This is a genomic window from Streptomyces yerevanensis, assembly GCF_000716805.1.
Lineage (GTDB): Bacteria > Actinomycetota > Actinomycetes > Streptomycetales > Streptomycetaceae > Streptomyces > Streptomyces flaveus.
Genome location: NZ_JNWJ01000002.1, coordinates 36,844 through 53,543, shown reverse-complemented (window position 1 = coordinate 53,543; position 16,700 = coordinate 36,844). Strand labels below are relative to the sequence as shown.

Below are 16,700 nucleotides of genomic sequence, written 5' to 3'. Positions count from 1 at the left end.
GGCCGGCCGCGGCGCTTACCCCGGATCGCGTCCATGACATTCACCACCGCCGGCGAGGCGATCCAGCGCCCGGCGGCCTGGTGACCCGGCGACCCGCTCGACGGCCAGGTGCAGCTTGGTGGTCAGATGCAGCTTGGTGGTCAGGCCGCTGCGGCAGCGACCGAGTCCGTGGTCATCCGGCTCGACGGTGATCCCGCCGGGTGGCTCCTCTTGCAGATCTGCGCTTCATAGGGTGTGTCATCGGCATCACGTAGCACGATGCCGAGCGTCAAATGAGCTTCACGGCCGTGGTGCGCAGTCTCCCTCGACCGTGCGGTCCGTGATCACGCCACTCTTGAGGTACTCCCGATTCCTGCGGCTGCCGCTGCGAACAACTGCAGCGGGGCGCCGGTCCTCGCCCGAACCTCCTCCTCGGTGACACCCGGAGCGAGTGCCCTCAGTAGCAGGCCACCCCGGCTCACATCGATGGTGGCGAGATCTGTGATGATGCGGTCGACCACGCCGGCAGCGGTCAGCGGCAGCGTGCAGTCGTCGACGATCTTCGGGCTTCCGTCCTTGGCGACGTGGTCGGTGAGCACCACGATCCGGCGGGCGCCGACCACGAGGTCCATGGCGCCGCCCATGCCCTTCACGAGGGCACCGGGGATGGTCCAGTTCGCCAGGTCGCCCTTGGCACTCACCTGCAGGGCACCCAGGATGGCAATGTCGATGTGGCCACCGCGGATCATGCCGAAGGACGTCGCGGAGTCGAAGTAGCTCGAACCGGGGTTGACGGTGACCGTCTGCTTGCCCGCGTTGATGACGTCGGCATCCTCTTCTCCTTCCCAGGGGAACGGGCCGAGGCCGAGGATGCCGTTCTCGCTCTGCAAAGTCACCCGGACGCCGTCGGGGATGTGGTTGGCCACGAGGGTCGGAATGCCGATGCCAAGATTTACATAGTTGCCGTCGTCGAGTTCGGCGGCCGCGATCGCGGCCATCTCGTCGCGTGTCCGGGGCACGGGTCGTCACTCCTACGCTTCGACGGTCACGCGGGGGCGGACCGTACGCTGCTCGATTTCCTTGGTCCGCTTGCGTGCGACCACCAGACGGCTCACGTAGATGCCGGGGGTGGTGACCGATTCGGGGTTGATGAACTCCTCAGCCAGGTGCTCGGCCTCGGCGACGGTCACCCGGCCACACGTGGCTACGAGGGGGTTGAAGTTGCGGGCGGCGGCCCGGTACGTCAGGTTGCCCGCGTGGTCTGCGGTGTGGGCGTGCACGAGTGCGAGGTCGGCGACGATCGCACGCTCCTGGACATGGACGTGTCCGTCGAACTCGGCGTGCGGCTTGCCCTCGGCGACGGGCGTGCCCACACCGGCCCTCGTGTAGAAGGCCGGAATACCCGCCCCACCGGCGCGCATGCGCTCGGCGAGCGTGCCCTGCGGGGAGAACTCCACGTCGAGAACCTTGTTCAGGTACTGCTGGGCGAACAGCTTGTTCTCGCCGACGTAGGAGGCGATCACCTTGGCCACCTGGCGGTTCTCCAGCAGCAGGCCGAGACCCTTGCCGTCGACCCCCATGTTGTTGGATACGACCGTCAGCCCCGTGACCCCGCTGTCCCGTACGACCTCGATGAGGTCGTACGGGACACCACAGAGACCGAACCCGCCGACGGCGATCGTCATCCCATCGGTCAGCACGTCGGCCAAGGCCTGTTCCGCGATCGCGCGCAGCTTGGTCAACTCGTCCACCTCCCCATCCGGTGCGTTCACTGTCTGAGCGCCAGAGTCAACTCTCATGCGCGCTTGTCATGCAAGAAGCAGCGCTTCTGACGGGGAAAACCGATTGCCGGGTGAGCGGGGAGCGCACATGGCGTCCACTGAGTGGACATACGATGACGGCATGGACGCGACCCCGGCAGCTCACCTCGTCGGCAGGATCAGCACACTCATGCGTGCGCTGTCGACGGTCAACGAGGCTGGTGCGGGCACCGCCGAACTGGCGAGGGCGACAAGCCTGCCGAGACCGACCGTGCATCGACTGCTTGCCTCGTTGGCGGAGGAGGGCTTCGTCGACCGCGATCGACGCAGTGGGCGTTGGTTCCTCGGCCCCGAGCTGTATCTGCTCGGTGGCGTGGCCGGCATTCGCTACGACATCACCCGTCATGCACGTGAGAGCGTGCACCGGCTCGCAGCCTTGACGGGAGAGAGCGCGTTCTTCTCAGCCCGGCGGGGTGACGAGACGGTGTGCCTGCTGCGTGAGGACGGAGACTTTCCGATCCGTTCCTTCGTGCTGTATGAGGGCGCGCGCTTCCCTCTCGGTGTCGTATCGGCGGGCCTGGCGGCGCTGTCGTTCCTCGACGACACCGAGATCGACGCCTATCTGGCATCCAGGGACTTGGTCGACCGGTGGGGGCCGGCACATGCGCCGGACGCGGTGCGCGAGCGGATCGCGCAGACCCGGATCGACGGCTACGCCGTGAACCCCGGACTCGTCGTGGAAGGCAGCTGGGGCATGGCGGCGGCTGTGTTTGATCACGCCGGGCAGCCCGCGTGGGCACTGACCGTGACGGGTGTGGAGACCAGGTTCCGCGCCGAGCGCAGACCTGAACTCGGCGCACTCCTGCTGCGCGAGGCGCACGCGCTCGGTCGCACGCTGAAGACCGGCGCGGGTGCCCGGCGCTGACCGCTGGCTGTGATGCCGCGTTGGCGGCGGAACCGGCGGGCGTTTTCCAGGCGGACGGCCGCACGTGCGACCAGATCCTCACCGACCGTGAGGTCGTCCCAAGTGAAAGCTCCGCGGTTCCCCGCGTAGCGCGGGAAGGCATGAGGGCGGGGGACCTGCATGGTTTGTCCGGGTGACTCGCGTGCGTAGCCGTGGGGGGAATCGAGCCGTACCGTCGACCCGTTACCGGGCCGCGGCGCATGGGTGCACTGCCAGACCATGCCGCAAGCAACGGGTGTCGGCGACTGACGACGATCATGGGCCAGATCGGCCCCGCCGCCTAGCCCTCTCACCATTGCGGTGCTGGATCAGGACCATCTGCCCGGTGGATACCACCCGCCACCGCCCGTCCCGGCCACCGATCCGACCACTGACGGCCCGATCCGCGCGGACGTCTCACAGGATCGGATCAAGCGAGTGCGGATACCGCTTCCGCGGTCCCCAGGGCGTACGCCTCGATCGTCGTCATGCTTCACGTGGACAGCCTTGTCGTCTTCCATGGACAGGGAGACAGGGGCAAGTGAGAACATCGAGAAACCGCTCGAAGAGCAGTGCGGCGCCCCACGTCGGTCTCGGTCCAGTGGCCGTGACCCTCCGCCTGCAGCGGCCTCCCGCGCCGCCGAACAGCGTGAGCCGGGACTTCTTTCCGCGCCTCGGCGTGGGTGGTCGGCGACGACGAGGGCCGGCCGTTCGTCGACTACCTGTGGCGCTACCTCGGTGACGGCGGCGGAATCGGGATGGCGTTCGCACCGAGGTCAGCCGGATCACCGAGCCCAGCGACGGCCCCCGCGGAAATGCTGAACGCCGCGATGCGTACCCCTTGCCGGCTGCTGGCCGCCAACCCCGGCCCGGCCCGGCCTGGGCAGAGTCGGTCGCCTGCCCGGCGATCCGCAAGGTACGGGTCGAGTACCTCACGGCATGGTCCCAGCTGATGGCGGCGCTGGTGGCCGAGCGCCGCCCCGACCAGCCGCTACCGCCGATGGCCGGTACTGCCGGGATCGGGGCGGCTGTGCACCTGCTGGCCGCCGCCATCGAGGAGGGCCGGGCCCCGTACTCGATGACGGCATCCTGGCCGACACCGCCTACCGTCTGCTGCCCGCCAGACGGCCCGGCCTCACTTCAGGTGTCGGTCCAAGAACCGGCACCCGTCCTCCAGCTCGAACCACGGGGTGCCGGTGTGCCCTCCCAGATTGGCGTGCAGCGTCTTCTCCTTGCTGCCGAAGGCGTCGAACAGGTCCAGGGCCCGTTGCCGTGGGTTCCCCTCGTCGTCCCACTGCAGCAAGAACAGCAGCGGAATGGTGACCTGCCGGGCCTCCTCGCGCTGGGCACGGGGCACGTACCCCCCGGCGAAGAAGCCTGCGGCCGCGATGCGCGGCTCGACCACTGCCAGCCGAATGCCGAGGGCGGTCCACCCACCGGAGTACCCGACCGGGCCGCCGATCTCGGGCAGCTCAAGGAGGGCGTCCAGAGTGGTCTGCCATTCCGGGACCGCGTTTTCGACCAGCGGGCCGATGAAGGACTCCAAGATCTCGTCGACCGGCTCGCCGGCCTGCATCGCCCCCCGGAGGTCGGCACGGGCCTGCTCGTCGGCGGCGGAACGGGGACGGTCACCGCACCCGGCGGCGTCGATGGTGGCCACCGCGTAGCCGCGCGCCGCGGTGTATCGGGCCCGGGCCACCAGCCGGGGTTCCGCCTTGGGCAAGCCGTTGTTGTGGGCCATCAGGACCAGCGGGGCCGGTGCGGATCCGGGCGTCCACAGGGTGCCGGGGATCTCCCCGAGGGTGAATTCGCGCTCGAGGACGCCGTCGTCGAGGCGCTGTTCAGAAGTGAATTGCACGGTCGTGCCTTTCGGGAGTGCTCTTGAACGGCGCTCCCGGACGACCTATCGCCCGACCGTAACCCCGGAGGGGAGCACCCATGTCGATACTGCGTTCACGGGTACCACCTCCTCGTTCTCTCGCACGGCCTCCGGGAGATTAGCAACGGTCGCCGTGGTCCGCCAACGGGTTTTTGCGGAGGCTCCGTGGCCGGATGCCGCCTCACCACATAGGACACGGTCTGCGCTTGTGCTTATGGTCTGGCCTGGTTGCGTTCGGTGATTGTCTCAAGCCGTTTGACGGTCTTGCCCACGTCGTAGCGGGTGGCGGGCCGCTTGTTCTTCGAACCGAGCGGTCTGCTAGGGCCTGGTGTGGAACGGCATAATGCGCCCATGAATCATGGAACAGCGCGGGCGTTCGTCGACTCCTGGGTGACGGCGTGGAACGCGCACGACTTGGACGCTCTGTTAACGCACTTCGCCGACGACGTGACGTTCCGGTCGCCGGTGGCCGCACAACTGCTCGGCAGTGACGGGGTCATTCGCGGCAAGAACGCGCTGCGTGCCTACTGGGCGGAGGGCCTGCGGCGCATCCCGGACCTGCAGTTTGAAGTGGTCGGATGCTACGTCGGCGTGGACTGCCTGGTCATCAACTACCGCAACCAGAGGGGCGGACTGGTCAACGAGGTGCTGATCTTCGAAGGCCCGCTGGTAGCCGATGGATACGGCACCTACCTCGGCGAGGACGCCAACCCGGCCGGGGCACGCTGAATTTGGTCTGGGACCCGGATCGAACGGCGCCCCCCGAACATGATCACTCGGAAGTGCATCCGGCGGACGTGAGGGCGGCCTTCGGCTGATCCTGTGTTCCGGCCAAAGAGGCACCTGACCAGTACGAAGGCCGTGGGGGAATGGGTCTGCTCGGATCCCGATGTCCAGTTCGAAGTTGGGAGGCTGAACTCAGGACTCGCACGGTGGGAGTTTTTGCGCAGTCACAGCCCTCGAATAGCGCCGAGGTCGTTCTTCGGCGCATCGATGAGCTGATCAACGATGGCGCTGCATCCCACCCAGGTGGCCCGCCTCATCCCGCAGCTGGACGAACTGTTTGCCCCGGCAGGTGCCGAGGACCTTCGAGGTCTCGTCATCCCGGGAGCCGATTCTGCCGATCGGCAAGCGCAGGAACGGATAGACCGTCCTGGCCAAGGAGTTGGCGGCGAGTACCCCCTGGTAGCCACTGACGCGGCTGAGGACAACGAACCGGGCCGGGTGGGGCGCCAAGTGGCCCAGGGCGGCCCTTCTGTGCCACGCCGAGCGACGCGCACAGCGCGAGATGGCCGACCTCAACTCCCTGCTTGACGCGACTCCGACGTGCGTCTACCAGTCATCCACACCCCCCGCACGCACGCCGACCGCCCGTTCGGTCACGCTGCCCCGCGGTGTGAACGCGCTGCGGGCCTCGGGGAGTTGCTCTCGTTGCTCGCTCCGAAACCGGCACCGGGAGCTCCGCCACTCACTCGGACACTGGACGCCGCTGCGCGCGCCGGAGCGGCATCCGTAGCCCAGGAACGTCGCAGAACTCGCATATTCCGTATGGGCGTTGGCGGGACACCGGCGGGCCCGCCGGCCGCACCTCGGAACGGCGTCCGGGCCCGCGTCGGCCGCGGGCGCCGTCCGCCGGGTCACGGCTGTGCCGGGGCCGCCCTGCGCAGGGCGGTGACGCAGGTGGCGATCGCCTGCTGGAGTTCCTCCAGACGCTGGAGCATGTCGTCCTCGTAGATGGTGTCGAGGTCGTCCACGTCGTCGAAGGTCAGCTCCTCGAAGACCTTCGTCGCCTTCTGAAGGCTGCTGTAAAACTTCGTACGGCGCTCCTGCAGGCGCAGTTCCGGGTCGGCCTCGACGGTCTGGGCGACGAGGTCCTTCACCGTGCTGTACGCCTCCGCCGCCCACTGGCCGGCCTCTTCGTCGTCGTCCAGCTCGTCGAGGAGGGACAGATGGCGCTCGGCCTCGTCCCGCAGCTCGGCCGAGGCCTCGATCGTCTGCCCGGCCGGCGTCCTCACCTGGCCGTCCTCGACGATCTGGCGCACATAACCGATCCGGCCGGCCACCTGGGTCTCGGTCGCCACCGCCTTCTTCAGCTCGTCGGTGCGGGCGATGTCACGGGCCAGCTCCGTCTGCAGCGCCGGGTCCTCCTTCAGCCGGTCCAGGAGCGCCGCCCGCGCCGCCTGCGCGGTCGAGGGATCCGCGAGGATCGCGGCGCGCAGCGCAGTGGGGTTCTCGGCAACTTCGAGCGCCTTGGTGGGCCGGATGCCCTCCGCCTCGGCCGCCGCTGTGATCGCCGTACCACGCACCGAGGAAGCGCTGTTGCGGGAGTTGTAGTACGACAGCCACACGTCGGCGTCCGGCAGTTCGATGTCCTCGCCGGGGACCAGTGCCTCCAGGTGCGGCACGAGAGCGTCGTCGGCCGCCATGTCCCACGCCTTGTAGTAGCGCATGACCCGCTCGGGTGAGCACCCGGCCAGCTCGGCGAACCTCTTTGCGGAGACCTTCGGCGTCTCCCCGGCGGGCTGTCCGCCGGGCCGCACACTGCGCGCCACCTTGAGCGCGAACGCCCAGCCGCCCGTCCGCGCGTACTCCCCGAACTCGCGCGCGTCTCGGACCACGGCCTCGGGAAGGCCGGGGGAAGGGACGGTCATGTCCTGGCGGGGGACGGGCACAGGCGCAGGATCGGACAGCGGGGCGAGTACCGTCCCAACCGGCGGCGGGACGGTCACAGCGTCACCGGACGCCGGGACATCGGGCGCCGGGACAGCCGCCGACTCGCCCAGCGACAGATCCTCCGCGCCAGTGGATGCGCCCGGCTCGACCCAGAACTCCCCCGCGCCGACAGCCACTTCGAGGGACGACTCGCCGACGGGCGTCCCTGCCACGGCCGTCTGCTCCACGACCGACTCCTTCCCCGCCGTCCCGGCAACGAGCTTCCCCTCGACGGACTTCCCTTCGACGGTTGCCTCGTCAGCGGATGTCGCGTCGACGGGTGTAACGGCCCCTTCGGATGGAGCGAACGCGGCGGTCACAGGGGCTCTCCCAAGCAGTCTCGGACGGTGGTAACCGAAGCGAGGAGCTTATATGAACCCGTTGTTGCGCCTTTGCGCGCCTGCGCGTCTCACCTGGACCAAGTCCGAACGGGCCAGGGGCCCGTCGAGTCCGCGGAACGCGGCAAGTCACCATGCAGACCAACGACCTCAGGATCGGCGTCGACCTCGGCGGCACGACACTCCAGGTCTTCGGACGACGGAACGGTCCGAGTATGGGACGCCACGACCGGCGTCTCTCCCAACCACGTGATCGAACAAACGTACCGGGTGTGGAGTACCGCCTCGTCACCAGTCGACGACCGCCTGGCCATCAGCACCAGCCACAGCGTGTTCCGCATCGTCCACCAGGCCAGGACAATGCCTTCGACCGCCAGGGAGCTGCAGTCGAGTCCGTCGGCTGGTCCCCCGACGGCACCCGCGTCGCCACCGAGGACCACGACGGCATCCTGAGGGTGTGGTCGGACCAGGACCAGTGCTGGTCCCCGGCGGCCCGTTCACCATAGGAACTCCGTCTGACCGGCCTCCACCCGGGAGTGACCGTCGACCAGGTACGGGCCGCCACGGGCTGGGAACTGGAGGTGGCCAACGACCTGACCGTCGTCGAACCACCCACCGACGCGGAACTGCGCCTGCTGCGCGACACGGTCGTGAGGGGCCTCGCGTTTTCCGGACAGGCTTCTGACCGTTTATTTCACGCGGTGATTCGCAACTTCTCATACTCGGCGTGGACTTCGCGCGGAGGGCGGTAAACCACCGCCGAGTGGAGGCGTTTGCGGTTTTACCAGAATTCGATGTATTGAGTGATGTCCTGCCGAGCGGCCTCTCGGGTCAGGTAAGTCACCCTTGATACACGCTCGTTCTTCAGCGCGCCGAAGAACGATTCGGCCATGGCATTGTCGAAACAGATCCCGGTGCGGCCGGAAGACCGGCGGAGCCCGAACCGGTCGAGCGCCTTCCCGAACTCGGCTGACATGTAGTTACTGCCGCGGCCGGAGTGAAATATCGCGTCCGCCGAGAGGTTCCTGTTCCGCGCCGCGTTGCGGATCGCCCTGGATATCAGCGGGGTTTGGTAGTGGTCGTCCATCGCGTAACCGATGACTTCCTTTGTACAGCAGTCGATGACCGTTGCGAGGTACAGCCAGCCCTCCCCGGTCGCGACGTAGGTGATGTCACCGACGAGCTTTTCGCAGGGCGCATCTGCCGTGAAGTCGCGGCCCACCAGGTCCGGCACCTGGCCGGCTGCGGCCTGGGTGAGGTTGAACCTCTTCGGCCGTGGCTGGCAGGGCACCAGGCCCAGTTCGCGCATGAGGCGACGGACCAGTTCCATGCCGGCGGCGACGCCCCAGCGGTCGAGTTGGGCTGGATCCGCCGGTGTCCGTAGGTGCTGTCGGACATGTCGAAGGCCTTCTCGATGAGCAATTTCAGTTCGTCGCGCCGCTGGGCCGTCGCGGATTCCGGGCGGGATCGCCAGTCGTAGTAGCCGGATCTGGAGACGCCGAGTCGGCCGCACATGAACTCGACGCTGTAGGTGTACTCCTGGGTGTCGAGCCGCATCTCGTCGATGAACTCGTACTTGCTTGCTTACTGGGGCTCCTTCGCGAAATACACTCTCCGTCCTTCAATCTGGGACAGACGTCGACGGAGTGGAGCCAGGATCATCCTGGCTCCACTCCGTGGTGCGGGCGTGTCACTGGAACTGTGCGAAGAACCTCCAGATCTCTGCTTTGGTCCAGGTGGCGACGCCGCTTTCGTTGGGGGAGCCGTCGACCGGACCGGGTATGTGGCCACCGTCGAACGCGGCCCATTGGACCGGGTATCCGGCACGGCAGCCCGAGTAGGTGGTGGTGATGTGCGTTCGGCTGCCCGGCGCGGGCTCGCGCGGGCTTTGGGCAGTGCAGCCGTTGTTGGCGACGAACTTGTCGCGCAGGGACCGTCCTTGCCCGATGTTGAGGACGTTGTCGCTGATGCCGTGGATTCCGAAGTAGGCGATGGGCTGGTTGCCGCCGCTGCACCCGCTGATCTGAGCGCCGGAGATGACCGCGACGGCCCTGAAGGCGTTCGCCCGGCTGCATGCGAGTGCGTAGCTCATACCGCCGCCCCAGCTGAATCCCGTGGCGAAGCGCTGTGCCGGGTTGACACAGAGGCCGCCCTCGATGCGCCGGATCATGTCGTCGACGAAGGTGATGTCCTCACCGCCCGAATTGGCCCAGCCGTTGCCGAGGCCCTGGGGGGCGACGAGGATCGCGCTGTTGTTGGACTGTTCCTGTTGGCCGTAGTAGGACCAGGCGGTCCCGCTCGTGCCGCCCGAGGCGACGTCGCCGGCGGTTCCGCCCCGCCAGTGGAACGCGAAGATCAGCCGGTAGGGGCGGCTGTTGTCGTAGTTGGCGGGAACCCTGAGGATGAAGCTGCGGCTCTTGCCGCCGCTCTGAATCGTGTGCGTCCCGCTCGCCAGAGTCGGGGCGCTGCCGCATCCGCTGGCGCCACCGCCACCGGACGACAGCTTGACCATCTGCCATTGCTGGTTGGCGCCACCCCAGTCGGAGTACTGGACGACGTTGCCGCCGTCGGCGGTGGAGGCGCCCTGCACCTCCACCGCCTTGCTGCTGCTGCGGTTGATCAGCCGGACGTGGCCCGCGTCGGAGTCGGCCAGACGGAACTGCTGGTTGGCCCCGTTGTGGTCGGCCCACTGCTGGATCGCGGCACCGTCGGCGGTCGAGGTGCCGGCCACGTCGAGAACCTTGCCCGAATGCCGGGCCTTGAGGCGGTAGAAGCCGCCGCCGGAGTCCACGAACTGCCACTGCTGGTTGGCTCCGTCGGTGCGCGTCCACTGGCTGACCCGCGCGCCGTCGGCGGTGGACGTGCCGGAGACGTCCAGCGCCTTGCCGCTGTTGCGATTGACCAGGACGTACCAGGCGTTGGTGTCCACCGTCGCCGCCTCGGCGGGCGCCGGATTCACCGCGGTGAGCATGCCGATCGCGAGGGTCGCCGCCACCACGGCGGCGACCCGGGACCACCAGCGATGTTTGCGTGGAGGGGCGGGGGAAGCCGCACCGTAGGTCTTCATCGACTCGCCCTTTCGTCTGTGGCAGGTCCCATCAGGCGCGGGTCCAGCGTTGGTTGCTGCCGTTCGAGCAGGTGTAGAGCTGGATCAGGGTGCCGTTGGCGGTACTGCCTCCGACGGCGTCGAGGCAGCGGCCGGACTGGACGCCGACGATGGAACCGTCGGAGTTGACGCGCCATTTCTGGTTGTCGCCGCCCCAGCAGCTGTAGATCTGGACTTTGGCGCCGTTGCCGGTGCCGGCGGCGTCCAGGCACTTGTTGCCGTAGACCCTGAGCTCACCCGCGGCGGTGTGCGTCCACTGCTGATTGGTGCCGCTGTTGCAGTCCCACAGCTGGACCTGGGTGCCGTCGGCGGTGCCGGAGTTCGGCACGTCCAGGCAGCGGCCCGAACCGACGCCCTTGGTCTGTCCGGCATTCCCAGGGGGCGTGGAGGAGCCGCCGTTGAGTGCGTTGAGGACGGCGTTGTAGGCGGGCTTCTTGCTGCCGTCGGAGTTGAACAGCAGCGGCGTGTGCTGCGGTCGCCACGAGTCGCTGTCGCGCACACCCCAGACGGTGATGCCGAGGCAGCGCGGGACGGCCAGGCAGTCGTTGGTCACGCTGGCGTAGGTGTTGGGCGAGGCGCCCTGGATGTCGAGCTCGGTGATGGCCACATCCACGCCGAGGGCGGCGAAGCTCTGCAGGGTGGTGCGGAAGTTGGGGTTGTACGGGCTGTCGTTGTTGAAGTGGGCCTGGAAGCCTACGCAGTCGATCGGGACGCCGCGCTGTTTGAAGTCGCGGACCATGTTGTACATGGCCTGAGTCTTGGCCCAGGTCCAGTTCTCGACGTTGTAGTCGTTGTAGCAGAGCTTGGCGGCCGGGTCGGCGGCGCGCGCGGTGCGGAAGGCGACCTCGATCCAGTCGTTGCCGGTGCGCTGCAGGTTGGAGTCGCGCCGGGCTCCCGAATTGCCGTCGGCGAAGGCCTCGTTCACGACGTCCCACTGGGCGATCTTGCCCTTGTAGTGGGCCATCACGCCGTTGATGTGGCCGATCATCGCCTGGCGCAGGTTGCTGCCGCTGAGGCTCTGCATCCAGCCGGGCTGCTGGGAGTGCCAGGCCAGGGTGTGGCCGCGCACCTGCTTGCCGTTCTGCACCGCCCAGTTGTAGACGCGGTCGCCGGCGGTGAAGTTGAACTGGCCCCGCTGCGGTTCGGTGGCGTCGATCTTCATCTCGTTCTCGGCCGTCACCGAGTTGAACTCGCGGTTGGCGATCGACGTGTACGTCGAGTCGCCCAGCCTGCCCGAGGCGATGGCGGTTCCGAAATAGCGGCCACTCTGCGCCGCCGCGGCGCCGAGCGTGCTCTCGGCGGCGTGTGCGGCCGGTGGCGGCGCGGCCAGCGTGGCGACCGTACCGAGGACGCCGGCGACCAGCGCCAACAGCAGGCCGCGGATCTTCCGGCGGATAACGGATCTGGGAAGGGCATACGAGCCCATGGCTGTGCCTCCAAGGTAGAAGTCACGGAAGGACTGAAGCGCAGGGGAATGCGTCGTCCGCTCTCACTCGGCAGACGAACGGGGCGGGCCGGAACCCGGGCAGCACGGAATCACCGGACATCGCGGTGAGGGGACCGGGCCGATCTCAATCGGTACGGACGGCACCCGGCCGGCCGCCGGGTGACCTACGGCGGGCGGTGGCGGTGTTCCGACACAGGCATGGGGGTACCTCCATCGCGGCTCAGCCGGGGGCCGCCACGCGGCGTCGCGTACCTCTCCAACTGCGCGAAGAGCCACGATGCGCTGGTGCGAACCTCACCGGAACGAAACGGGGGGGCGAAGGTGCTTTGGTGCGCGGATCTGTCGTGCAGCTGTGCGTGGATTTGCCATGCAGCACAGATCGGCCAGGGGCGACATGGTTCGATATCTCGAACTAGGGCCGCTTTCTCAGACAGGGAGATTGAAGTATTGACGATGGATCGTCAATACTCTCCGCAGAAGAAGTTTCGATTCGTCGCCCGAAACTTTCTGGAACGCCGCGACAGCTCGTCAAGCCCACATGGGAGGCGCTGTTTATGGACAGATCGGCGACAGGCCTTGACCAGCGGGCCCCGCATTCCTAGCTTGTGGCGTCACAGCATCGGGGAATTCATCGAAACATTCGAGATGCCCTGTCCCCCGGTACGTCCGCTCCGCGCTTCCTCGGTGTCACCTCACCCCCCCCGCCCCCGAACGGAGGCCCTCTGATGTGGTTTCGCCACCCGTCCCCGGTCAGTCCAAGACGTTTGCTCGCCGTCCTCGCGCCCCTGCTGCTCGTGGCTACCTTCCTCGGTGCCAAGCCCGCCGCCGCGGCGACCGTAGACCCCAACGCCTCGTATGTGCTGGTCAACCGCAGCAGCGGCAAAGCCCTGGACGTCTACAACCGGGCGACCAGCGACGGCGCCCGCATCACCCAGTGGACCAGGAACGATCAGAGCCAGCAGCAGTGGCAGTTCGTCGACTCCGGCGGCGGTTACTACCGCATCAAGTCCCGCCACTCCGGCAAGGTGCTGGACGTCCACAACTTCTCCGCGGCCAACGGCGGCTCGATCGTCCAGTGGGCCGACCTGAACGGCACCAACCAGCAGTTCCGGCTGGCCGACAGCTCGGACGGCTACGTGAGGCTCATCGCGCGCCACAGCAACAAGGCCCTCGAAGTACAAGGCGGCTCCAGCGCCGACAACGCGAACGTCGTCCAGTACGACGACTGGGGTGGCACCAACCAGCAGTGGCAGCTCGTCAAGGTCGGCGGCGACAACCCCGGCCAGTGCGATCTGCCGTCGACATACCGCTGGACATCAACGGGCGCGCTGGCGCAGCCCAAGGCTGGGTGGGCCTCGCTCAAGGACTTCACCGTCGCCCCCTACAACGGCAAGCACCTCGTCTATGGGACGACGCACGGCGTGGGACAAGGATCGGGCTGGGGCTCGATGAACTTCGGCCTGTTCACCAACTGGCCGGAGATGGCCTCGGCCAGCCAGAACGCGATGTCGAATTCCACCGTCGCGCCCACGCTCTTCTACTTCGCGCCGAAGAACATCTGGGTGCTCGCCTACCAGTGGGGTCGGACCCAGTTCGCCTACCGGACGTCGAGCGACCCCACCAACCCGAATGGCTGGTCAGCGGAGCAGCCGCTCTTCTCCGGAAGTCTCCCCGACTCCGGAACGGGACCCATCGACCAGACGCTCATCGCTGACGGCTCGAACATGTACCTGTTCTTCGCCGGTGACAACGGCAAGATCTACCGGGCCAGCATGCCGATCGGGAACTTCCCGGGCAGTTTCGGCTCGAACTACACAACGATCATGAGCGATACGAGGAACAACCTGTTCGAAGCCCCGCAGGTCTACAAGCTGCAGGGCCAGAACCGCTACCTCATGATCGTCGAGGCGATCGGCTCTCAAGGCCGCTACTTCCGCTCGTTCACGGCCACCAGTCTGAACGGCTCGTGGACACCCCAGGCCGCGACCGAGAGCAACCCCTTCGCCGGCAAGGCCAACAGTGGCGCCACCTGGACCAACGACATCAGCCATGGCGAACTGATCCGCGCCAGCGCCGATCAGACCTTCACCATCGATCCCTGCAACCTGCAGTTCCTCTACCAGGGACGCGACCCCAACTCCGGCGGCGACTACGGCCAATGGCCCTACCGCCCGGGTCTGCTGACACTGCAGCGCTGACGGCGTGACACGGGTCCGGCTCCGGGATGGAGCCGGCGTGGCGGGCTCGGCGGAAGTCCGAGCCCGCCCGGGTCACGCGACAAGTCAGCGCTCATACGGCGACGGAGCGCGGGGTCGGGCAACGCTCACCAGCCCGAGGGCCATCCCGTAACGCGGTGCCGCCGCCGGTGGCGTTTGCCAACGGTCCAGGCGTACCGGGTCGCCCGGTGCGCTGCGGCGGACGAGCCAGGCTTCGGTGATGTGGGTGAACATCGCCTCGGCCACACCGCTCGGGTCGTGGGCGGCGATGCGCTCGTACACGCGGCGATGGCCGCGGTTGGAGGCGACGCACACGGCGCGCTCGGGCCGGCCCATGTACCGCGCGGTGTTGACCACCTGGCTCTCCAGCGCACGGACCACCCCACGGGCGATGCGTTTTCCCGACGCCTGCATGATGACGTCGTGGAAGGCGACCCAGCTCGCCCGGCGCGGCCGGTGAAGGCAATCCGCCTGACGAGTGTCGGGTTTGTCCTATGCCGATCGCAAAGTTGGTTGATCTTTGAGTGCCCAGGTGGTGGGCCTGGACAAGTCGAGGGAGGACAGTGGCCTCCCCGGTCCGCACCGATGCGAGTTCTCAAGAACCCTTTGTCCCAAGGGTCCGCGCCCATGAACGCCGGTCCGGCCGGCCCGACGACCGGATACAGTGCGCGAGACGGCAGCCTGGTCAGGGAGGGGAAGCGTGACCGACACCAGCGACACCCGACCCGCCGACAGCGAGGTGCAAGCTCCGCGGCAGAGCCGACTGCACCGCGTGATGCGCTACCTCCCCCTGATCGCCCCCGTCCTGCTGTGGACCGTGCCCTGCTGGGTGCTCCTGCACGCCGGCCAGCACTGGCCGCTGCCCGTCACGCTGGTCGGCACCGCCCTGTTCGCCCTCGGCCTCATCGGTATGCCGCTCGCGATGGCGCGCGGCCACGGCCGGCGCCAGCAGGACCGGGCGGCGATCGTCGGTGACACCCTGCTGGGCACCAGCTGGGTTCTGTTCACCTGGTCCGTTCTGCTCGGCGTCCTCTTGCGGCTCGCCCTGACCGTGGCCGGCGTCGGCGAGAGCCAGGACCGGGCCCGAATCGTCACGTGGGCCGTCCTCGGCATCACCGCCGTACTGCTCGCCTGGGGGTACGCCGAGGCCCGCCGCGTGCCACGCGTGCGCCGCCTCGACGTACAACTCCCGCGGCTGGGTGCCGGGTTGGACGGCATTCGCGTCGTCCTCATCACCGACACCCACTACGGCCCGCTCGATCGCGCTCGCTGGTCGGCACGGGTGTGCGAGACGGTGAACACGCTGGAAGCCGACCTGGTCTGCCACACCGGCGACATCGCGGACGGCACGGCCGAACGCCGCCGCACCCAGGCCGCCCCACTCGCTACCGTGCGAGCCACCCGGGCCCGTGTATACGTCACCGGCAACCACGAGTACTACAGCGAGGCCCAGGGCTGGGTGGACCTGATGGGCGAGCTGGGCTGGGAGCCGCTGCGCAACCGCCATCTGCTGCTCGAACGCGGAGGCGACACCCTCGTGGTCGCCGGCGTGGATGACGTCACCGCCGAGTCCTCCGGCCTGGCAGGCCACCGCGCCCACCTCGCCGGAGCCTTGAACGGCGCCGACCCCGACCTACCCGTCCTGCTCCTGGCACACCAGCCCAAGTTCGTCGACCGGGCGGCAGCCGACGGCATCGACCTCCAACTCTCCGGCCACACCCACGGCGGCCAGATCTGGCCCTTCCACCACCTGGTCCGCATCGACCAGCCCGCCCTCGCCGGCCTCAGCCACCACGGCACCCGCACCCTCCTCTACACCAGCCGCGGCACCGGCTTCTGGGGCCCGCCGTTCCGCGTCTTCGCCCCCAGCGAGATCACCCTGCTCGTGCTCCGCTCCCCGCACCTGCCCACCTCGCCGTAGCACTGGACGGGCCAACACATCCGCTTGGGGCAGTCCACGAGCCGAGGGGTGCGGCGTCGACAGATGACCAGGCCCGTCTCGCTGAGGACAAGATCCGGACCGTTCCCGGGCCGACGGCTCCAACGAGCCATACCTGGCCACGTTTTACGCAGGTCAGCGACGCGTGACGCCTGTACCACCAGCAGACGAAGAATCTGCTGGTACCGGCGTCGGATAACTTCACACGGTTCCCGAACCGCAGCCCTTGGCACCCGGCCAAGGGAAACGCGCTGGCCACGGCACGTGTGACGGGCCTGGTGGTCGCATGTGGTCGCATGAGACTGGAGGTGTCGGCCCTCCCTCCGCCTCCTGGAGGCGATCCTCATGCGTACCATCGCCGACCGCGGCCGCGTCTACCCA

Annotated in this window: 12 protein-coding genes and 2 pseudogenes; 5 read left to right on the top strand and 9 right to left on the bottom strand. The window is 68.0% G+C overall.

All coding sequences use genetic code 11. The annotated features are described in order from the left end of the window. Positions 1-323: 323 nt before the first annotated feature. A complete protein-coding gene (locus OP79_RS02245; protein ID WP_051744378.1) occupies positions 324-977 on the bottom strand; it encodes a 3-oxoacid CoA-transferase subunit B in 654 nt (217 codons plus the stop codon). Between the two features lie 33 nt (positions 978-1,010). After that, positions 1,011-1,721: a 3-oxoacid CoA-transferase subunit A gene (locus OP79_RS02240; RefSeq protein ID WP_033318384.1), complete on the bottom strand. Its 711-nt coding sequence runs from the start codon at positions 1,719-1,721 to the stop codon at positions 1,011-1,013. A gap of 160 nt (positions 1,722-1,881) precedes the next feature. Between OP79_RS02240 and OP79_RS02235 the strand changes: the two genes are divergently transcribed. After that, positions 1,882-2,664 carry an IclR family transcriptional regulator gene (locus OP79_RS02235; RefSeq protein ID WP_033318383.1) on the top strand — a complete coding sequence of 261 codons (783 nt, stop codon included), beginning with the start codon at positions 1,882-1,884 and terminating at the stop codon, positions 2,662-2,664. A gap of 1,153 nt (positions 2,665-3,817) precedes the next feature. Here the strand turns inward: OP79_RS02235 and OP79_RS02230 are convergent. Then, a complete protein-coding gene (locus tag OP79_RS02230; RefSeq protein ID WP_033318177.1) occupies positions 3,818-4,540 on the bottom strand; it encodes a dienelactone hydrolase family protein in 723 nt (240 codons plus the stop codon). A 372-nt stretch (positions 4,541-4,912) separates the two neighbouring features. On the opposite strand from OP79_RS02230, the gene OP79_RS02225 reads away from it, so the two are divergent. After that, complete coding sequence (locus OP79_RS02225) at positions 4,913-5,290, top strand: nuclear transport factor 2 family protein (RefSeq protein ID WP_033318176.1); 378 nt, start codon at positions 4,913-4,915, stop codon at positions 5,288-5,290. 273 nt (positions 5,291-5,563) lie between these two features. Here OP79_RS02225 and OP79_RS02220 read toward each other — a convergent pair whose 3' ends face one another. Together OP79_RS02220 and OP79_RS49600 are read right to left on the bottom strand one after the other, a co-directional pair. Beyond that, complete coding sequence (locus OP79_RS02220; protein WP_157857264.1) at positions 5,564-5,797, bottom strand: hypothetical protein; 234 nt, start codon at positions 5,795-5,797, stop codon at positions 5,564-5,566. Between the two features lie 401 nt (positions 5,798-6,198). Further along, on the bottom strand, positions 6,199-7,212 hold the full coding sequence (locus tag OP79_RS49600) for a hypothetical protein (RefSeq protein ID WP_033318382.1): 1,014 nt from the start codon (positions 7,210-7,212) through the stop codon (positions 6,199-6,201). Positions 7,213-8,117: 905 nt separating this feature from the next. On the opposite strand from OP79_RS49600, the pseudogene OP79_RS51280 reads away from it, so the two are divergent. Further along, positions 8,118-8,261 (top strand): annotated as a pseudogene (locus OP79_RS51280) (3-oxoadipate--succinyl-CoA transferase subunit B); the annotation flags it as partial. Between the two features lie 131 nt (positions 8,262-8,392). Here the strand turns inward: OP79_RS51280 and OP79_RS51275 are convergent. The 3 genes from OP79_RS51275 to OP79_RS02195 form a co-directional block, all read right to left on the bottom strand. Next, positions 8,393-8,941, bottom strand: a complete 549-nt coding sequence (locus OP79_RS51275; RefSeq protein WP_078491566.1) for an IS3 family transposase — start codon at positions 8,939-8,941, stop codon at positions 8,393-8,395. A 360-nt stretch (positions 8,942-9,301) separates the two neighbouring features. Further along, positions 9,302-10,678 (bottom strand): RICIN domain-containing protein, encoded by a 1,377-nt coding sequence (locus tag OP79_RS02200; protein ID WP_051744343.1) that lies wholly within the window; start codon positions 10,676-10,678, stop codon positions 9,302-9,304. A 31-nt stretch (positions 10,679-10,709) separates the two neighbouring features. Beyond that, positions 10,710-12,143 (bottom strand): endo-1,4-beta-xylanase, encoded by a 1,434-nt coding sequence (locus tag OP79_RS02195; protein WP_033318173.1) that lies wholly within the window; start codon positions 12,141-12,143, stop codon positions 10,710-10,712. 746 nt (positions 12,144-12,889) lie between these two features. Between OP79_RS02195 and OP79_RS02190 the strand changes: the two genes are divergently transcribed. After that, positions 12,890-14,362: a non-reducing end alpha-L-arabinofuranosidase family hydrolase gene (locus OP79_RS02190; RefSeq protein WP_033318172.1), complete on the top strand. Its 1,473-nt coding sequence runs from the start codon at positions 12,890-12,892 to the stop codon at positions 14,360-14,362. Between the two features lie 84 nt (positions 14,363-14,446). Here OP79_RS02190 and OP79_RS56745 read toward each other — a convergent pair. Next, a pseudogene (locus tag OP79_RS56745) lies at positions 14,447-14,803 on the bottom strand (FCD domain-containing protein); the annotation flags it as partial. A 277-nt stretch (positions 14,804-15,080) separates the two neighbouring features. On the opposite strand from OP79_RS56745, the gene OP79_RS02180 reads away from it, so the two are divergent. Further along, positions 15,081-16,301, top strand: coding sequence for a metallophosphoesterase (locus OP79_RS02180; protein WP_033318171.1), 1,221 nt, complete (start codon positions 15,081-15,083; stop codon positions 16,299-16,301). Positions 16,302-16,700: the final 399 nt, after the last annotated feature.